General features: G+C 45.2%; 18 protein-coding genes. 2 read left to right on the forward strand and 16 right to left on the reverse strand.

Annotation, left to right across the window (positions count from 1 at the left end; translation table 11 throughout):
* The first annotated feature begins 356 nt into the window (after positions 1–356).
* Positions 357–1,961 (forward strand): YifB family Mg chelatase-like AAA ATPase, encoded by a 1,605-nt coding sequence (locus MHB84_RS01595; protein WP_076289495.1) that lies wholly within the window; start codon positions 357–359, stop codon positions 1,959–1,961.
* Positions 1,962–2,185: 224 nt separating this feature from the next.
* Here the strand turns inward: MHB84_RS01595 and MHB84_RS01600 are convergent, their stop codons facing one another.
* The 10 genes from MHB84_RS01600 to rplS all read right to left on the reverse strand — a co-directional run bounded on the left by MHB84_RS01600 (position 2,186) and on the right by rplS (position 11,081).
* The gene (locus MHB84_RS01600; RefSeq protein ID WP_076289494.1) at positions 2,186–2,737 is read right to left on the reverse strand and encodes a nitroreductase family protein; all 552 of its coding nucleotides are present in this window, start codon (positions 2,735–2,737) and stop codon (positions 2,186–2,188) included.
* A 268-nt stretch (positions 2,738–3,005) separates the two neighbouring features.
* Positions 3,006–4,220, reverse strand: a complete 1,215-nt coding sequence (locus tag MHB84_RS01605) for a carboxypeptidase-like regulatory domain-containing protein (RefSeq protein ID WP_076289493.1) — start codon at positions 4,218–4,220, stop codon at positions 3,006–3,008.
* Positions 4,221–4,291: 71 nt separating this feature from the next.
* The gene (locus tag MHB84_RS01610; RefSeq protein WP_143764704.1) at positions 4,292–4,453 is read right to left on the reverse strand and encodes a paeninodin family lasso peptide; all 162 of its coding nucleotides are present in this window, start codon (positions 4,451–4,453) and stop codon (positions 4,292–4,294) included.
* A gap of 502 nt (positions 4,454–4,955) precedes the next feature.
* On the reverse strand, positions 4,956–5,354 hold the full coding sequence (locus tag MHB84_RS01615; RefSeq protein ID WP_076289492.1) for a YraN family protein: 399 nt from the start codon (positions 5,352–5,354) through the stop codon (positions 4,956–4,958).
* Positions 5,348–5,656, reverse strand: a complete 309-nt coding sequence (locus MHB84_RS01620) for an EscU/YscU/HrcU family type III secretion system export apparatus switch protein (RefSeq protein WP_076289491.1) — start codon at positions 5,654–5,656, stop codon at positions 5,348–5,350. The genes MHB84_RS01615 and MHB84_RS01620 overlap by 7 nt, the downstream gene beginning before the upstream one ends.
* Positions 5,653–7,698: a hypothetical protein gene (locus tag MHB84_RS01625; RefSeq protein WP_076289490.1), complete on the reverse strand. Its 2,046-nt coding sequence runs from the start codon at positions 7,696–7,698 to the stop codon at positions 5,653–5,655. The genes MHB84_RS01620 and MHB84_RS01625 overlap by 4 nt, the downstream gene beginning before the upstream one ends.
* A 30-nt stretch (positions 7,699–7,728) precedes the next feature.
* Positions 7,729–8,433 carry a ribonuclease HII gene (locus tag MHB84_RS01630; RefSeq protein WP_083678918.1) on the reverse strand — a complete coding sequence of 235 codons (705 nt, stop codon included), beginning with the start codon at positions 8,431–8,433 and terminating at the stop codon, positions 7,729–7,731.
* 399 nt (positions 8,434–8,832) lie between these two features.
* Positions 8,833–9,696: a ribosome biogenesis GTPase YlqF gene (gene ylqF / locus MHB84_RS01635; protein ID WP_076289489.1), complete on the reverse strand. Its 864-nt coding sequence runs from the start codon at positions 9,694–9,696 to the stop codon at positions 8,833–8,835.
* Between the two features lie 166 nt (positions 9,697–9,862).
* Positions 9,863–10,483, reverse strand: a complete 621-nt coding sequence (gene lepB, locus MHB84_RS01640) for a signal peptidase I (RefSeq protein ID WP_076289488.1) — start codon at positions 10,481–10,483, stop codon at positions 9,863–9,865.
* A gap of 256 nt (positions 10,484–10,739) precedes the next feature.
* Positions 10,740–11,081 carry a 50S ribosomal protein L19 gene (gene rplS, locus MHB84_RS01645; RefSeq protein WP_024630190.1) on the reverse strand — a complete coding sequence of 114 codons (342 nt, stop codon included), beginning with the start codon at positions 11,079–11,081 and terminating at the stop codon, positions 10,740–10,742.
* Between the two features lie 518 nt (positions 11,082–11,599).
* Between rplS and MHB84_RS01650 the strand changes: the two genes are divergently transcribed.
* Complete coding sequence (locus MHB84_RS01650) at positions 11,600–12,568, forward strand: polysaccharide deacetylase family protein (RefSeq protein ID WP_076289487.1); 969 nt, start codon at positions 11,600–11,602, stop codon at positions 12,566–12,568.
* A gap of 1 nt (position 12,569) precedes the next feature.
* On the opposite strand, the gene MHB84_RS01655 is transcribed toward MHB84_RS01650, so the two are convergent.
* The 6 genes from MHB84_RS01655 to ffh all read right to left on the reverse strand — a co-directional run bounded on the left by MHB84_RS01655 (position 12,570) and on the right by ffh (position 17,521).
* Positions 12,570–13,826 (reverse strand): hypothetical protein, encoded by a 1,257-nt coding sequence (locus MHB84_RS01655; protein ID WP_076289486.1) that lies wholly within the window; start codon positions 13,824–13,826, stop codon positions 12,570–12,572.
* Positions 13,827–14,042: 216 nt separating this feature from the next.
* Positions 14,043–14,810 carry a tRNA (guanosine(37)-N1)-methyltransferase TrmD gene (gene trmD / locus MHB84_RS01660; protein WP_076289485.1) on the reverse strand — a complete coding sequence of 256 codons (768 nt, stop codon included), beginning with the start codon at positions 14,808–14,810 and terminating at the stop codon, positions 14,043–14,045.
* Between the two features lies 1 nt (position 14,811).
* On the reverse strand, positions 14,812–15,324 hold the full coding sequence (gene rimM / locus MHB84_RS01665) for a ribosome maturation factor RimM (protein WP_076289484.1): 513 nt from the start codon (positions 15,322–15,324) through the stop codon (positions 14,812–14,814).
* Positions 15,325–15,563: 239 nt separating this feature from the next.
* On the reverse strand, positions 15,564–15,794 hold the full coding sequence (locus MHB84_RS01670; protein ID WP_024630185.1) for a KH domain-containing protein: 231 nt from the start codon (positions 15,792–15,794) through the stop codon (positions 15,564–15,566).
* Positions 15,795–15,817: 23 nt separating this feature from the next.
* Positions 15,818–16,090: a 30S ribosomal protein S16 gene (rpsP, locus tag MHB84_RS01675; protein WP_024630184.1), complete on the reverse strand. Its 273-nt coding sequence runs from the start codon at positions 16,088–16,090 to the stop codon at positions 15,818–15,820.
* 54 nt (positions 16,091–16,144) lie between these two features.
* On the reverse strand, positions 16,145–17,521 hold the full coding sequence (gene ffh, locus MHB84_RS01680) for a signal recognition particle protein (RefSeq protein ID WP_024630183.1): 1,377 nt from the start codon (positions 17,519–17,521) through the stop codon (positions 16,145–16,147).
* Between the last annotated feature and the right edge of the window lie 63 nt (positions 17,522–17,584).

Consider the following 17,584-nt stretch of genomic DNA (forward strand, 5'->3'; position numbering starts at 1 on the left):
TAGTGATAAATTTAATTGTATAAAATATAATTTGGAGCATATACGATCGATATCATATGACAACGTAATAAAAAGATCTCTTTATATGTTATAACAGCAACCAGCATCTACATCCATTTTCACAACAGCGCGACATTGATTCAGAACTGAACATTCTATACTTCTGCTAGAAACTACATGCGGAAACTGTAAACAATTCAGGAGTCAGGGATAGATATACAGCAGCTATGACGATGACGGGTTGACGCCCTGATTTCTTTTATATAAAATGCTTGTTAGAAGCTGAGGAAGCACCTTAATTCGTAGACTGGCCTGTATTATGCGCGCCAAGGACGAAGTGAGGTGTTTCTTTTATTATGTATGGAAAACTGCATAGTGCTTGTTTATATGGAATTGACGGCGTTTTAATTGAAGTGGAAACAGATCTATCGAATGGTTTACCCCAGACTTCAATTATTGGATTACCGGATTCAGCTATTCGTGAAGCGGTTGAACGCGTTCGTGCCGCTATAAAAAACTGTGGCTATCAGTATCCGTTGCAACGGATTACGATAAATCTGGCTCCTGCTGATCTGCGCAAGGAAGGATCTTCTTTCGATCTTGCCATCGCTATTGGTTTACTTTCAACAAGTGGTCAGCTGGTTCTTCCAGTAGAGGAACGGACATTGGTAGTAGGTGAGCTGGCATTGGACGGTTCAGTGAGATCTGTGCCTGGTATTTTGTCTATGGTAGATTTGGCAAAACGGCAAGGCTTTACCTCCATTCTTCTGCCCGCCGACAATCTGGAAGAGGCTTCGTTGATTCGGGGTATTCAGGTATATGGTATTCGTCATTTGCAAGATATCGTTCCTGAACAGGAAACGAATTCAAAGCAGAGGGAAGGAATGATGCAGAATACGGGGCCTGTTGTTTTAAAAGATTACGCCCATCTCTCTGCTCTGAATCCTAATGTCGGTGATATGGAGCGCCATGAGGGCCCAATGCGATCTCCGTCGTTGGACGATGATTATAGTGATGTTCTGGGACAGCATCACGTAAAGCGTGCACTCATGATTGCCGCAGCTGGTATGCACAATATTTTGCTGGTCGGACCTCCGGGCACAGGGAAAACCATGTTAATTAAACGGCTGCCTACGATTCTCCCACCATTGTCCGAAGACGAAGCGCTGGAAGTAACCAAAGTGCTAAGTGCCGCAGGCAAGCTTAAAGATACTTCAAATGGTCTCATCGCAGACAGACCCTTTCGCTCTCCACACCATACGATCTCCACATCAGGTCTCATTGGAGGCGGCGGCATCCCCAAACCTGGCGAAGTAAGTCTTGCTCACCGTGGGATATTGTTTCTGGATGAGCTACCAGAGTTTCAGCGGCAAGTCCTAGAAGTGTTGAGACAACCCTTGGAGGATCGCAAAGTCACCATTAGCCGTGCGAGAGCCGCGTTCACATTTCCAGCACAATTTATGCTCGCCTGTTCTATGAATCCCTGTCCTTGCGGATATCTCTCTGCTCAATCGGAGGATCAACGCTGTATATGCAGTCCTGCCCGTGTTGCCGCCTACCGTGCCAAAATCTCGGGTCCGCTGCTAGATCGCATCGACCTTCAGGTCGAAGTTCCTCCCCCGAGCGAGTGGCGCAAGGCTGGCGCTTCTCCTTCATCTGCGGAAATGCAGGCCAAAGTCATTCATGCTCATCATATTCAGGCCGCACGATATGCTAATAGTTCAGTTCGCTGGAATAGCCAGCTCTCAGGAACCCTTCTGCGTCGAACAATCCGCCTTCCTGAAGAAGCAGACCAACTGCTCCAGCAGACACTGCAAGCACTGAACCTGAGCATGCGTGCACATGATCGAATTATTAAGATGGCCCAGACGATCGCAGACTTGGATCATGAAGGCGTCATTTTGACAGCTCATGTGGCTGAAGCGATACAGTATCGGCAGTTGGATTTGAATTTATTTTGAGCGAGGGTCATCAAGGAAATAAGGCTATAAAGTGAAATACGTGCCTTCGCCATTTAGCTTCATGAAAGGTTCAATCGAGATATCTGTAGATTTCAAATTCATGGCTAAATAATTTTACAAATCAAACACCCCTGCACATATATCCTCTTTATAAGAGAAGAGACATACGTGCAGGGGCTTTGCATAGAGCATTACGTTCGAATGAATAGCGAACAAGATATCAATTATTCAAATATAGTCAACTTGTCTTTGGCTGGTGTACGTTCTTTGGAAGAAGGAATAACCTCTGGATACCCCATGTAAACCATGCCTATAATTTTTTCCCCAGCCTGAATCCCAAGTGTCTTACGGAATTTGGGTCCATAGAGGAAAGGCTTGGTTACCCAGAACGTTCCAATGTCTTCACTCCATGCCGCGAGTAGGAAGTTTTGCACCAATGCACTTACTGCTGCAAAATCTTCATCCCAGATATTCTGGCGTGGATCTTCTTCCATAACGACAAGCATGACGGCAGGGATCTGCTTGATATTGGCAGAGAACTTGTTATCCTCTCCCATCTCTGCATCAATAGCGTCTGCCAGCTTGTTCAGTCCATTTCCGCTAAACAATAAAAACCGCCACGGCTCACGCAATTTATGATTGGGTGCCCATACGGCTGTGTCCAACAAATCAATAATCTGCTGTGTGGGAACAGCTTCTTTTTTAAACTTTTTGACTGTACGACGATTTTGAATGGCTTCTCTTACGGCGTTACCCGTTTGGGTAGATTTACTCATGACCATGCCTCCCAGATTATAAAAAATTATCCGTGACCGCAGTTCGAGCCTGCGATGTGAATCGACTCATTTATGAAAAATCAAACGGTGCAGCAAAACTGGATTACCCTCTTGATTATACACTGATCTGTTCATTGGATTCAAAGGAATGCGGATAACATTATTTCGTTCTGATTATTTCGGATGCAAAAAGGCGACTTCGACTCTTCCCCCGCGGAGGGATTCTTAGAGTCAACGTCGCCTTTCTTCATTATAAATAGCTATTTAATCAATAAGGGTATGATCCTGCTCCTTCATATTTCCCATTCACAAAATCCATTTTGTTTATTTTTTCTTGGTTGCCGGCGACATCCGTGCTGAAATACTCCACTGTTTTGACATCAGGAGCATAGATTTTTATTGGTACGGTAAACGTGATCCATTCACCCCCATTGATTCTGTACTGGGTCATTTTCAAACCTGATCCGTTAACTTCGTCCGTTGCCTTTAACTTAAAATTAAAACCATTAATATATTGCTTTCCGTTGGATACCTCTGTCAAAGGAACTAAAGTATATTTGGTTACAGGCGGGGTTTTGTCTAAATGTTTCTTCAGAATGAAATCAAATTTATTATTTGGTCCCTTCACCAAGATTACCTCAATGCTTTGTCTTAAATAGTCCTTAGCTTCAACAGAAATTGTACTCCTTCCCGGGTAGAGCTGCTTCATAGAGTACTTGCCTTGACTGTCTGTTGTTGTCTGGAAATTATCTATGGTCACTTTAGCCCCTGAGATCGCTCTCCCGTCTTCATCCACCACTGTGCCATTTACATCAGAAACGTCTGGTAGTATTAAATTCATTTTTATTGTATTCCCGTAAGACACCGTGACATAACGCAAATAAGAACCATAGTCCGTTGCAAAAATCTGAACCGCAACATCTTTGGGAGGATAAATATCAATACCTGTGATGGCATAATTACCATCCTTGTCTGTCTTCACTAACTTATTTGCAATCGCGATTTTTATAGAAGCACCTTCAATAGGGTTGCCTGATTCGTTAGTGATTCTTCCTACAAGGGTAAATGGTTCAGAAAGTAATAAATTCACTTCTTTTTTATCCCCTGGCTTCAAGGTAATATTACTAGAATTCCCTCCCGATTCTACCAAGTAACCCTTGGCAACTGCTTTAATGGAGAAGTTTGTACTTCCACTTATCGTGATTTCAAACAAAAACTTCCCCGTCGAATCGGTCTTTACCGTTTCCACTATTGTTCCACCAGTTTTCTGCGTGATGGTCACCTCTGCATCTTTTACTGGGAAACCGTCTTTATCCGTAATTTGTCCAAGAATACTGGAAGCCTGAGCAAGACTCGTGCTGACTTCTCTTCCAGTAACACCTTTGGAAGAGGCATATGTTGTTTCAGTATGCATCCAACTAAATACGCCAGAAAATAATAAAAACAAACTTACACGAACTATCCATTTCCAATGATTACTCATGACCAACAGTTCACCTCATCGAAATATATTAGTTAATTCTTTTAAAACATGAAAAAATAGATTACATTAATTTAACTGACTAGCATTTCGAGCTTCCAGAAGTCCCCTTGCCACACATATTGCCAAATTCCCTCGCCACCGTTCATGGTTTCACTAATATCCAACACTTCCATTCGAGGGGTCTCCCACACCTGTTTTTCTTTTTTTTCTGCAGCAGATTTAATTTCTTTCATAGTTCACACCTCTTTTTTTATATTTTCTTTTCTCATTTTATTATAAATGATACATTTTGTATCTATCTTTTTTATGTGCTCCAGTCTTTTTGTCGACAAGCAACAGTGTTAGAAAACACATAAGGCTTCATTGTTTATGGAATTAAAACGAATTTGAGTAAGGACATATGAATAATAAAGAGAAAAAGGGCATTTTATCACAGGTAACTCTATAATTTAGACTGGATTTACACACCTCGTTTGAGCTTCTATTAGAGAATTAATAATTAGAATGTAGTCCATTAACAATCGAAAAAGTAAATAATCACAACGAGGATAATTTTAATAATCCATAATACGATACAATATGTATTGTTGTTTGTCGCATGTATATTAGTTATGTTTTCTTAATTTCTTTCTTACCAATAACTTGTCCAAAAAAATAACCCACAAGAGAGTCACTATTTTAAGTGTCTTTCTTGTGGGTTAACACATTTAGAAGAATCGTTTATGTAGCAGAAACTCAGAATGCATTCATAATATGATCAATTGAAACAATTTCGCCTGCTTTATCCAGCATGACTGCGATCACATCAAAACGGATTTGATGATTTGTCTCTCCCGTCATTTGCAAATATACAGATGCCGTTGCACGTACCTGCTGCATTTTACGAATATCTACCGACTCCTGTGGTGTACCAAACTGCGCAGTTCCGCTTCTACTGCGGACTTCAATAAAAATGATCATGTCTTCACGAGAAGCAACGATATCAATCTCTCCGCGTCTGCAGCGCCAATTGCGCTTCAAAATGCGATAATCATGCTCACGAAGCCAGTCGCAAGCAGCTTCTTCACCCAATCGTCCTTTTTGCTGACGTGTCAGTTTTGAAGCTGGACTCTGTTCTGATCTGTGCTCTACCATGATTCCTCTTCCTCTCGTCCAGAAGCTAGACGGTCAGCACGATAAATGTAGGTCAACACTTCCGCCACCAGCTGATACAGTTCCGCCGGGATTTGTTCGTCCAAATCCAGTTTAGAAAGCACTTCGACAAGTGCGGCATCCTCCTGAACAGGCACACCATTTTCCTTGGCTTTATCCAGAATGGCTTCCGCCACTTTGCCACGGCCTTTGGCTACGACCACTGGTGCTTCGCTCTCACCAGGTACATATTTTAAAGCAACGGCCTTTTTGGACATTAGGTCCGGTTGCGAATCCTCTTTCATACCCGCATGTCCACCCCTTTGTATCGTTCAGGACTGTAGTCCGAGGCAGTCATTTTCCGTTCGGCACCCGGTTCCTGGCCCACAGGCCAGGGTTCCGCCTTGAAAGTCAGCAACTGATAACCCAACTTGTCTAGCGCCTTATGGATCTCTTCGCGTCCACTTTCCAAGAGCGGTCCCATTCCTTCGCCATCATTTAGTACACGCAGACTGACGATATTATTAACAACATGCACATCCACCAACGTTGGACCAAGACTTTTCATGTCCAGATCAAACCACAGGCGGCAGTTGGATGCATCCAATTCACCGCGTTGCCCACGGCGTGATTGAATCTGAACGGAAGCCGTCTCTTCTCCGTCAGGTCCGGTAATGGGGATAAACCAGTGCATCTGGGCAAAGGTAGCACTGCGATCTGTTGTCAGCAATAACTGCTGACCTGTCAGAAATTGCACAGCCTGTCCGGCGACATCCTTGAGTGCCGCCGGTGCACCATCGCTGCTGGCAAGCTGCAGCAGCAAGCCCTTGAGCGTGTCCGCGGTTCCCGGACTCGCCACATCCCCCACGCGCGCCTGCGCAGCCGCGCCGTGAACTGCCTGCTGCTCGTGCTCCGCACCGAGCAGCTTCAGCACACGCCCCACCCACGGGTCCCCCTCGTGGGTGACGGGCGCCGCCGCAGCTCCCGCAGGCGCAGATGCACTACCGCCAGCCGGCAGCGCGTCTGCGCCGGCTGGCAAAGGCTGCGGCACGCCTCCGGCAGCCGCAGCCACCGAGCCGCCCTGCGATGCAGGGGCGGCCTGTGTCGCCGCACCTGGCTGTGCCGGTGCGGCTATGGACGCGCTGCGCAGCGCGTCCAGCAGCGCCAGTAGCTTGGGCGCCAGCTGCGCTGCCGATGGAGCTGCTGGCGCCGCCTGCCCTGCTGCGGAAGCGGTAGACCCCGCAGCAGCAGGCGTTTCAACGTGGCCGTCAGTTCGCCCGGCCGCGCCCCCCTCAGGCTGGCCCGCTATCACTCGGCCAGCCGTAACATCCACAGCAGCACCCGGCGTACCTGGGCGGCTCCCAGCAACACCCGCGTCAACTGCACGCGGGCTCTCACCAGGTATTCCGGTTCCTGCCGGAATACCTGTACCCACCTTGCCAGCAGTTTCAACATGGCTAGTCCCTGCTTTTATCCCAGCACTCTCGGCAGTCCCTGCTCCAGTCTGCCCATTGCCTTTAACCGCACCACCAGCTGTTTCCACAGATCCATCAGCCATTGGAGTACCACCAGCAGTCGCACCAGGCACGGGTTGCCCGGACAATCCGGTTGTTCCTCCTACCTGACGGTTACCGCCTGACGCAGCTAAGTTTCCTCCCGTCTGCTCTCCGTTTGAAGGTATAGGCACTCCAGCCGTAATGTTATTCTTCACTGTAGCTGCCTGTTCAGCAGTCGGCAGCGGTTTACCTGCGGTTTGGGTCAGCATGGACTCCAGCTGTTCAGCCAAACCCTTCAACAACTGATGTAGTGGCGGGCCAAATACAGCTTGATGCAAGCCCTTTACCGTTTCCGCTGTAACCGGAAGACCACGCTGAAAAGCAATACCTGTCGCCTGAACCCATTCTTCGACAGGCACTTGTGCAGGTTTTGCTGTTATCATATTTTGAACCATGGCTACATTATCCTTGGTTAAAGGTAATCCACTTCGCTGCATAGCTAACAACAGTTCCCGATTCCCCTTGGTATCCGGCAAGCCTACCTCCTGAAGCAAATTGTTCAGAGATGCCTGTGGCAGCTCTGCTAATGTACCCGTCAGTGGTTTCATTACCGTTACGCCATTTTCACCTGGAGGCTGAACCTGAAGCAGAGTTGTTTCACCTGGGCGAAGCGGGGTTTCTAGTTTTGCACGCACCTGCACACCCTGAATCTGAAGAACCGCATCTGCTCCATCATCGGATACACTAACCACAGAACCACGTACAACCTGGCCTTCCTTTAACTCCAATGGCTTGGCATTTCCCGGTTTACTATCCCCCAGTAACCCACGAATCACGGAACTTATATTCATAACCTTCCCCTCCCTCCGCGTATGGTCTAATTAAAATAAAGTGTGCTGTTCTCCGAGCAGATTGCCGAGAAAACTGCGACGATGCATGGGTGTAGCACCAAGAGCCATAATTTGTTCACGATGAAATTTCGTTGCATATCCCTTATGTATCGATAAACCATATTCCGGATATAACGTATCCCAATCCTCCTTGCAAAGCCTATCCCGGGTAACCTTCGCAATAATGGATGCTGCCGCAATGGATTGACTATTTGCATCACCTTTAATAATGGATAACTGTGGTATATTCACATCTACCTTTTCGGCATCCACCAACAGGTAGTCCGGCACGTCCTCAAGGGCCTCTACCGCACGTTTCATGGCAAGCCTTGCAGCCTGTTTAATATTCAGTTGATCAATCGTTTCCGCATCCGCATAACCAATTCCCACTGCCAACGCCTTTTCCATTATGATGTCATATAATGCGTCGCGCTTTTTCTCCGTTAATTTCTTGGAATCATTAACGCCTTCCAGAATCAGCTCACGAGGTAAAATAACGGCTGCCGCTACTACATCTCCAAATAAACAACCACGTCCCACTTCATCAATTCCGGCAATATGTTCAAATCCGCTTTCCCAATATTCACGCTCATAGATCAGCAGATCTTTGGGCTCCACCAATTCTTTTTTCTTCTTTTTCGGTTCAACCAGGGCATCCAGTTGCGTCAATTCAGTTAACTCATTCATTTCATTCATTACGGTGTCATCTCCTCTGCCCACTCTTGCTTAACGCATCACTTTATATCATTTTATTATATAGACGTAGATTCCCGATTTTTGTTCTATCAGATCCTATTAAATAAGAAATAAACTTCTGTAAAGCATATATGATAATACGATGATGAGTTATTATTTTATCGGTATCTGTTGGCTTAAATTGAAGATATTCAGCACTGAGCAGGCTAAATCTTCATCATTCATCATAGCATGATTTAAGAGACCCAGATATACGTACAATACAATCCCATTAAGTGCAATTTTCTAGAATCACCTTCCAGATCAATCAAGGTTCCTCTGCTTTAATTCCAGTACGACAAAAAGCGACCGCTCCCGGTAATCCGGTAACGGCCGCTTCTTTCGGCAGTTGTCTCTTATTTAATAAGGAGCTTCCATAGAGAAACGTCCCATTTTGCCCGCACGCAGTTCACGCAGAAAAGCTCGCGATGCCTTTTCCAAATCGATACGCCCACCACTTACCACACAACCACGTATACGACCAACCTGTTCCATGATCGCAACAACGCTGTCAGAATCATCCGCATCCTTGGAGAACTCCTGAAGTCCGTATCGTTCTTCAAGAGATTCCCAGTAATAACGCATTAGATAACTGATGCCAAAAAAGGCGATGTCTTCTGCATTCAGAATCTCTTCCTTAATTGCACCTGTTACCGCAAGACGATAACCCACGTTTTGATCTTCAAATTTCGGCCACAGAATACCGGGGGTATCCAACAGTTCCATCTCTTTACCAACTTTGATCCACTGTTGTCCCTTTGTCACACCAGGACGATCTCCCGTTGCCGCAATGTTCCGTCCAGCCAGTCGGTTAATCAGCGTGGATTTACCCACGTTTGGAATACCAACAATCAGTCCACGAACCGCTCTAGGGTTAATCCCTTTAGCTATTTGACGGTCAATTTTTTCTTTTAGGAGAAGCTTTGCTTGTGTTGGAATGTCTTTCACGTTGGTACCTGTTGAAGCATCTACAGGGAAAGCAGTGATTCCCTCTTTTTTGAAATATTCAATCCATTCTTGCGTTACTTTCGCATCCGCCAAGTCGGACTTATTCAACAAAATCATCCGGGGTTTGCCCTGTAAAATCTCGTCAATCATCGGGTTGCGGCTGGAGACAGGCAGACGGGCATCCAGCAGTTCGATGACCACGTCAATCAGCTTTAACTTATCCTGAATCTGGCGTCTGGCTCGGGTCATATGACCTGGAAACCATTGAATCGTCACCTTGTCTTCACCTCATTATTTGTTGATATATAAACTTTTTCTATAACATGCACACCGCATCACTTCGCTGGTAAAACCATCTTAGATCTCTATTATCCCCAGATTAGTTCAACCCTCTACGTTTTGGTGTACATTTTATATTTTGCTTATATATCCTGCATTCATATTAATGGTTAATCCATTTGATATCGCCGATCGGCCAGAAAATCACATCTGCACGACCTACAATATCCTTCAGTGATACATAACCGATCATTCGGCTATCCGTACTGTTCGGACGGTTATCCCCCATTACAAAAACATGACCTTCAGGTACTTTCCCATCCGGGAATTGTTCATTAGGGAAGTCCTTCACGTTATAGGTTCCACCGTTCGCTTCTGCAGCATCGATGGCTCCCTGAATGTAAGTCTCATCGACTTTTTTACCATTGACGAGAACTGTATCGTCCTGAACCTCAACGGTATCACCAGCGACAGCAATGACACGTTTAATGAAATCACGGCCTTCGGTAGGAACGTGGAATACAATTACTTCTCCGCGCTGTGGTTCCCTAATATCATATAAAATTTCATTGACGATTACACGTTCACCTGTATGAAAATTCGGCTGCATGGAAGGCCCGTCCACAACAAACGGTTTGAACAGTAACCACCGAATTAAAATGACAAGTACTAGTGCGATCACGATGGCTTTAAGCCATTCGAAAATTTCATTTTTGGCTTTTTTGGATCGACTGCCTTTCTCTTCGGCAGTATTGCCCTGGTCCTGTTGAACTTCCTGTTCCATTAATGATCTTCCTCTCTTCACAGTACATGTTATAGCAGTTTTTACACATCATCAGTTATGTAATCTTACACGCAAGCATTACCAGTACATTTAATCCACAATTCAAATGTCCTTCAATAACTGATTTCACAAGCCTCCCGGACTATTCGCGCGTGTGCCGCCATACCATTTTACTCGGAAGTGCACCTCCGGTTCAACTTTTCCCGGACAAAAACGAAAAGGGCTTGTCTCCAAGCCCTCCCCGGTATCCGTTATATTAACGAATTTCTTTAATTCTCGCTGCTTTACCGCGTAGTTCACGAAGATAATAAAGCTTCGCACGACGCACTTTACCACGGCGAGCCACTTCGATTCTATCGATTTTAGGGGAATGAAGCGGGAAAGCTCTTTCCACACCTACACCGTAAGAAATTTTACGAACTGTAAAAGTCTCACTGATTCCACCACCACGGCGTTTAATCACAACACCTTCGAACAATTGGATACGCTCACGAGTTCCCTCGATTACCTTAACGTGCACTTTCAAAGTGTCACCAGGACGAAAACTCGGAATATCTTTACGAAGTTGTTCTTGTGTAATCGCTTGAACGATATTCATCTATGACTCCCTCCTTCCGTACAGGCGTTCATACTTCTTCCAGAGAACACCTTGTCTCCTTCATTATCCATAGAGGACCGCCGTATTCCACATAACAGACTTATTGTATCACGCACCATAACAAAACACAAGGAAAAATAAACAAATTGCTGACAGAACTCTTCGGTTCTTCAATGCCCTTTAATTCTCATTAATTTCCTTTACTCCAATATAGGCGTTATCCGCTATAACGTTCATTTTAAATACGTCCTGAATTTTATTATAGTCACATTACAATTCCATTAAAACACACCTGTCCATGCGCTTTTCTACACAATTCCTTTATGGACATCAAAGCTTCGCCCTATGGATTGTCATAATTAGTATTCTTGAATAAGTCAAGTATTAGACGGAAAAAATACTGTAACTTTCTGTCAAGAAAGATCGTCTATGATATAGCTTGTTGGATTACTTGGTGATGCATCTAAAAATGTAATTCCACGAAGAAATGAAATGGCAAAAGGAGAACCAAACGAATTATGAAATACTTCAAAAAAATTGCTCTTGCTGCACTCGCATTACTCACTTGTACCATTACAATGTATGCGTATGCGGTAACTCATCCTACCAATGCAATGTCTCACAAAGCATGCACGTCCTGGGATATGGTCAAACGTAAGGCATTTCTAATGTCTCACTCCGATTATTCCAGCAAACCTGTACTTGATCTGGCTACCTTTCACATCGCACAAGATTCGGCTACTGAAGTACCTGTACTGATGTATCATTACATACAGCCCAAAATTAATAATCATGAAACAAACAACAAATCGATCATTAATCTGGAAGACTTCGAAGAAAATATGAAATATTTGCATGAAGAAGGCTACAACACAATTACACTGGAGCAACTTGAACAATATGTGAATGGACAGATCTCTCTACCAAAAAAATCGATTGTCATCACCTTTGATGATGGGTATCAGAACAATTATACTTTAGCCTACCCTGTGCTCAAAAAATATAATTTCCATGCTTCCCTGTTTGTAATCGGCAGCAAAATTCAGGATCAGCCTTCACCTTTTGATCCTGCCAAAAATACGTTTATCTCCAAACAGGAGATGCAGGCCGCTAAAGACGTCTTTGAGTTTAACAGCCATACCTATAATCTGCATCACAAGGGATATATGCGTTGCGGCGACAACGTGCCCGTCGGACTCGATACAAGCTTGCTCAATGATGACGTCAAGCTGATGAAAGAAACTGGTATTGATACGCCGTATCTTGCCTACCCTTTCGGTTATACCAGCACGCAGATGATCTATCAGCTGCAGCAAAATGGGTATCGCATGGCCTTTTCCGTACGTTCAGGATTTGTTCGACCTGGGGATAATCCTATGAAGCTCCCTCGATTAACGGTTACGACAGGAACCGATTTGGCTGCATTGCTCCATCCTGAATCAGACCAACAACAGGAAATCCTTCCTGTCGTAGAGATCAGTCATTAAGCTAGATTGAAACTTCCCCGCCTGGATAAAGAGTCGAGCTATACAGCCTTTTTGGCTGAAGCTGGGCTCTTTTTATGCCCAAAGAGGTTGGAGTGGTTACCTCCATCACTGAGTTGGAATAGATCACCGCCTCATGTGCATCATAGATGATGACCTGTTCCCTTCCGCTCTGACACAAGTCTGCATGTACGGCGTAGCCCTCTTTTCCAAACGCTGCAACCGTTTGCATATTACCATTAATCAAAGATGGTAGGACACCTCCACCTCGACGATAAGCCAGGATATAGTCAAGCCCGCTGTCATCCCAGTTGCGTACAGGCTCAATAATGGTTAACCACCCACGAGTTTTACGATCTTCTTTCCAAAGTTCCTTTCCGTCGCTATCCAGCATAAACATTCCATCCTTACCATTCTCATCTCCACGAATAATCCGATCCAGGCCAGCAATCTGTAATCCTTGTCTTTCTCCATAAAATTTCCCCAATGCAATATGCTGTGATTCAATCGTATCCTCATAACGCCATTTTTCATTACCGTGCCGATCCATCATCACCGTGACACTGCCACCGATAACAATTTCAACCTCCCCGTCCTCGTCCACATCGCCAAACCATATACAGTCTGCGTGATCATCAAGATTCTGACAGGACCATAATAATGCTCCATCATGATCCAGCATGTCATACCCGGCCATCACTTCATCTTTACCATCCCCATCGATATCGTAGACCCACGGAAAATGACCTATATTGCCTTCATGCTTCCACAGCAAATTAAAATCATGATCTAATGCCCATAATGTCTTATACCGATCCTTCAGCAGGATATCCATTGTGTGTTGGTCACCAGTCAGATTTGCAAGAATAATACAGTCATGCGCTTGCTCTCCAGGCAACTCATGACGCTTCTTTATCTCTCCGGTTCTTCCGTCCAGGATAAGCAATTGTTTGTTCATTACACACAGCACTTCATTATTTCCGTCCCCATCCCAATCTGCAATCTGAGCGGGATAGTCTGATCCTGGACCGCCAGCATTCGGGTCCGGTGTCCCGACCTGCCATATTAAAGCTCCATCCAGATCATATGCCGACAAGCAGCATACCTGATGCGGGACGTAACGGTCATCTATGCCACCATCTGCCTGCACCAACAGCATCTCAAGCCTGCCATCTCCATTCAGATCTCCCAGAAGCATCTTGCAGCGCTCTCCAGCTTCGCTAATATTCACTCTTCCAACTTCATACGGCTGATGATTCATATTCTTCCTCCTCAGCATTTCGTCTTTATACGCTTCTAGCTGAGATCACCATAAAGAAATTTTTCAGTTTATACAACCCTATTTCGGAACATGCAAAAATGTTCAAAGCGGCCAAAAATGTTCAATATAGAAAAAGACCAACCTATATAACACAAGGCTGGTCTTTCAGGCTTTCGAAAGAGATTATTTACGTGCTCAAACGCAGATATCATCAAATTACTCTACATTCTTTTCACGTTCGGAACGAAGTTTATTTAGCCAAATCCGTTCTTTGTCCGTCAAGTCCGCCGTCTCCAACATATCCGGTCTGCGTTCCAGCGTACGAAGCAAGGATTGCTCCCTGCGCCATGCCTCAATATTCAGATGATGTCCGGATAACAGCATATCTGGAACCTTCATACCTCTGAATTCCGGAGGACGTGTGTAGTGCGGGTATTCAAGCAATCCGGTACTGAATGAATCCGTTACAGCACTTGTCTCATTACCCAGTACACCCGGAATAAGGCGTACAATACTGTCAATCGCCACCATCGCAGGCAGTTCGCCACCCGTCAGCACGTAATCACCAATTGACAATTCGTCCGTTACGAGAAACTCTCGGATACGCTCATCGTAGCCTTCATAATGTCCGCAAATAAAAATCAGATGATCTTCTTGTACAAGTTCCTCTGCTTTTTTCTGTGTGAACGTCTCACCTTGCGGGCACATTAGAATGATACGTGGGGGTTTCATCGTTGCCGCAGCTTCGCCCCGTTGTTCTAATACATCCTCGACAGCAGCAAAGATGGGATCTGGCTTCAATACCATACCCCCACCTCCGCCGTAAGGTGCATCGTCAACTGTATTATGTTTGTTGGTCGCAAAATTTCGAAAGTTTGTTGCTCCCAAAGATACAAGTCCTTTGGTTTGGGCTTTGCCCAGAATGCTGGTTCCGAACACACCGTCAAACATTTCCGGGAATAGGGTTAATACATCCACTTTCATGTTACAGCAGCCCTTCCATCAGGTGAACCTTGACTTGCTTCTCTGCAACGTCCACGTCAAGAACAACATCATCAATAACCGGAAGCAGAATTTCTTTGCCTGCAGGCGTTTTGACAACCCATACATCATTCGCTCCAGGAGTCAAAATCTCAGAGATGGTTCCAAGTGTATCACCCTCTTCGGTGATGACAGAACACCCAACGATTTGATGGAAGTAGTACTCACCTTCCTCCAGCTCTGCCAGATTCTCTTTTAACACTTTGGCCATGCCGCCCTTAAACTTCTCTACTTCATTAATGTTGCCATACTCTTTCAGACGAAGAATATACATATTTTTATGCAAACGTGCAGATTCCACGTTAACCATGACTGGATGATTATCTGGTGTAAAGAAAAACAACTCTGCATTTTTCGCAAAACGCACTTCCGGGAAATCAGTTAGAGGCATGATTCTCACCTCGCCGCGAATTCCATGCGTATTGACAATTTTACCTACATTCATAAACTCTGCCATACTTTCCTCCTACACTCCATTCATATTGGTACTCATGTGTGATGATCTTCCTGCGCCCCTCCGGTTACGGATCGTTCTTCGGATCGCTGTTATCTTAACGCTCCTTCAGAATCGATTCCGTACTCTTCACTTCTTCCGCAGAACATCATACTTGACGAGCTATTTCAATCCTATGATTTAAGTTTCAGCATGCACGAAAAGGGGCTAGGACATGCATCCTAACCCCCTTTCGTATATCTTTAAGATATGATATCAACGGTTACCCGTTTATCCATCTTAACTGCTGCTGATGTGACGACCGTACGAAGAGACTTTGCGATTCGTCCCTGTTTACCAATCACTTTCCCAACATCGTCAGGATGAACGGTTAACTCATAAACGACAAGCCGGTCTTTCTCAACCGTCCGAACCGCCACATCTTCCGGATGATCGACCAAAGCCTTAGCAATTATGCTTACTAATTCTTCCATAGATGACCCTCCGAATCAGCACCTTATTTAGTCAATTTAGACTCGTGGAACTTCTTCATCACGCCCGCTTTGCTCAGCAAGTTGCGGACAGTGTCGGATGCTTGTGCACCGTTTTGAAGCCATTGCAATGCTTTATCTTCATCGATCTTTACAACAGCCGGTTGTTCAACCGGGTTGTAGTAACCGATCTCCTCGATAAAACGACCGTCACGTGGGGAACGGGAATCCGATACCACTACGCGGTAGAAAGGAGCTTTGTGAGCACCCATACGTTTCAGACGAATACGAACTGCCATTTGAAAATTCACCTCCTTCAATGAAATCTGTATATCGTTCAGCTGCCATTGGAATCAACGGAAAGGAAACTTCATTCCTTTACCCAGACCCTTAAGCTGCTTCATCGCTTTATTTTTGCCGCCTTTAGGTCCCATCATATCTGAGAACTGTTTCATCATGCGACGCATCTCATCAAACTGCTTGATCAGACGGTTTACTTCGGCCAAGGATGTTCCACTACCTGTAGCAATCCGCTTCCGGCGGCTATGGTTGATCATATCCGGGTTGCGTTTCTCTTCGGTCGTCATGGAGTACACAATCGCTTCGATCCGGCCCATCTGTTTATCATCAACCTTCAGGTCCTTGGCTTGTTTCATCTTGCCCATACCAGGAATCATGTCCATGATCTGATCGATTGGCCCCAGCTTTTTCACTTGATCCATTTGCTCAAGGAAATCTTCGAACGTGAATTCTGCATTACGCATCTTCCGTTCCATTTCCTTAGCTTTTTCGGTATCAATGTTGGACTGCGCCTTCTCAATCAGAGAAAGCATGTCACCCATACCAAGAATACGTGAAGCCATACGTTCTGGATGGAAAGGCTCAAGTGCGTCCAGTTTCTCTCCAAGGGAAGCAAATTTGATTGGACAACCAGTGACTGCTTTAACAGACAGTGCAGCACCACCACGAGTATCTCCATCAAGCTTAGTCAGAACCACCCCGGTCAGATCAAGTTGCTGGTTAAAGTGTTCTGCCACATTAACTGCATCCTGACCAGTCATGCTATCTACGACAAGCAGTACTTCATCCGGGTTCACTACGCTGTGAATCTGACGAAGTTCTTCCATCAGTTCTTCATCGACATGCAGACGTCCAGCTGTATCGATAATGACATAGTCATTACCGTTATCCTTGGCGTGCTGCAGACCCTGACGTGCGATCTCTACAGGGCTTGTCTGATCTCCCAGTGTAAATACTGGCGCTTTGATCTGCTCGCCGAGAACTTGCAACTGTTTGATCGCTGCTGGACGATAAATATCTCCTGCAACAAGTAACGGTCTGCTATTTTGCTTTTGCAGCATCTTAGCCAGTTTACCGGATGTAGTCGTTTTACCTGCACCCTGCAAACCAACCATCATCAGTACCGTAGGCGGTTTGTTGGCTTTAGCCAGTTTCGACTGGCTTCCACCCATCAAATCCGTCAGTTCCTTGTTTACGATGTCGATAATGACCATTCCGGGCGTGAAGCTCTCCATCACTTCTTTGCCGACAGCCTTCTCTTTCACCTTGGCGATGAATTCCTTGACCACTTTGAAGTTTACATCCGCTTCGAGCAATGCCAGACGTACCTCGCGCATAGCTTCAGCAACATCTTCATCAGACACCTTGCCTTTGCCGCGCAGCTTGCTGAACACATTCTGCAATCGGGTCGTTAATCCTTCAAATGCCATGATCCCACCTCCTTAAGCTGTAATACTGTTTTCAGGACCGATACGTTTCGTTCAACTCTTACA

Source organism: Paenibacillus sp. FSL F4-0087, assembly GCF_038020215.1.
Taxonomy (GTDB): Bacteria; Bacillota; Bacilli; order Paenibacillales; family Paenibacillaceae; genus Paenibacillus; species Paenibacillus taichungensis.

What these genes read in the sequence shown, in the direction of transcription:
- rpsP (WP_024630184.1), bottom strand. Translation starts at nt 16,090, where the DNA reads ATGGCAGTTCGTATTCGTCTGAAACGTATGGGTGCTCACAAAGCTCCT.
- MHB84_RS01655 (WP_076289486.1), bottom strand. Translation starts at nt 13,826, where the DNA reads ATGAATCATCAGCCGTATGAAGTTGGAAGAGTGAATATTAGCGAAGCT.
- MHB84_RS01600 (WP_076289494.1), bottom strand. Translation starts at nt 2,737, where the DNA reads ATGAGTAAATCTACCCAAACGGGTAACGCCGTAAGAGAAGCCATTCAA.
- MHB84_RS01630 (WP_083678918.1), bottom strand. Translation starts at nt 8,433, where the DNA reads ATGAATGAAATGAATGAGTTAACTGAATTGACGCAACTGGATGCCCTG.
- trmD (WP_076289485.1), bottom strand. Translation starts at nt 14,810, where the DNA reads ATGAAAGTGGATGTATTAACCCTATTCCCGGAAATGTTTGACGGTGTG.
- ffh (WP_024630183.1), bottom strand. Translation starts at nt 17,521, where the DNA reads ATGGCATTTGAAGGATTAACGACCCGATTGCAGAATGTGTTCAGCAAG.
- MHB84_RS01670 (WP_024630185.1), bottom strand. Translation starts at nt 15,794, where the DNA reads ATGGAAGAATTAGTAAGCATAATTGCTAAGGCTTTGGTCGATCATCCG.
- lepB (WP_076289488.1), bottom strand. Translation starts at nt 10,483, where the DNA reads ATGGAACAGGAAGTTCAACAGGACCAGGGCAATACTGCCGAAGAGAAA.
- MHB84_RS01650 (WP_076289487.1), top strand. Translation starts at nt 11,600, where the DNA reads ATGAAATACTTCAAAAAAATTGCTCTTGCTGCACTCGCATTACTCACT.
- MHB84_RS01605 (WP_076289493.1), bottom strand. Translation starts at nt 4,220, where the DNA reads ATGAGTAATCATTGGAAATGGATAGTTCGTGTAAGTTTGTTTTTATTA.
- MHB84_RS01615 (WP_076289492.1), bottom strand. Translation starts at nt 5,354, where the DNA reads ATGGTAGAGCACAGATCAGAACAGAGTCCAGCTTCAAAACTGACACGT.
- rplS (WP_024630190.1), bottom strand. Translation starts at nt 11,081, where the DNA reads ATGAATATCGTTCAAGCGATTACACAAGAACAACTTCGTAAAGATATT.
- MHB84_RS01625 (WP_076289490.1), bottom strand. Translation starts at nt 7,698, where the DNA reads ATGAATATAAGTTCCGTGATTCGTGGGTTACTGGGGGATAGTAAACCG.
- MHB84_RS01595 (WP_076289495.1), top strand. Translation starts at nt 357, where the DNA reads ATGTATGGAAAACTGCATAGTGCTTGTTTATATGGAATTGACGGCGTT.
- rimM (WP_076289484.1), bottom strand. Translation starts at nt 15,324, where the DNA reads ATGGCAGAGTTTATGAATGTAGGTAAAATTGTCAATACGCATGGAATT.
- MHB84_RS01610 (WP_143764704.1), bottom strand. Translation starts at nt 4,453, where the DNA reads ATGAAAGAAATTAAATCTGCTGCAGAAAAAAAAGAAAAACAGGTGTGG.
- MHB84_RS01620 (WP_076289491.1), bottom strand. Translation starts at nt 5,656, where the DNA reads ATGAAAGAGGATTCGCAACCGGACCTAATGTCCAAAAAGGCCGTTGCT.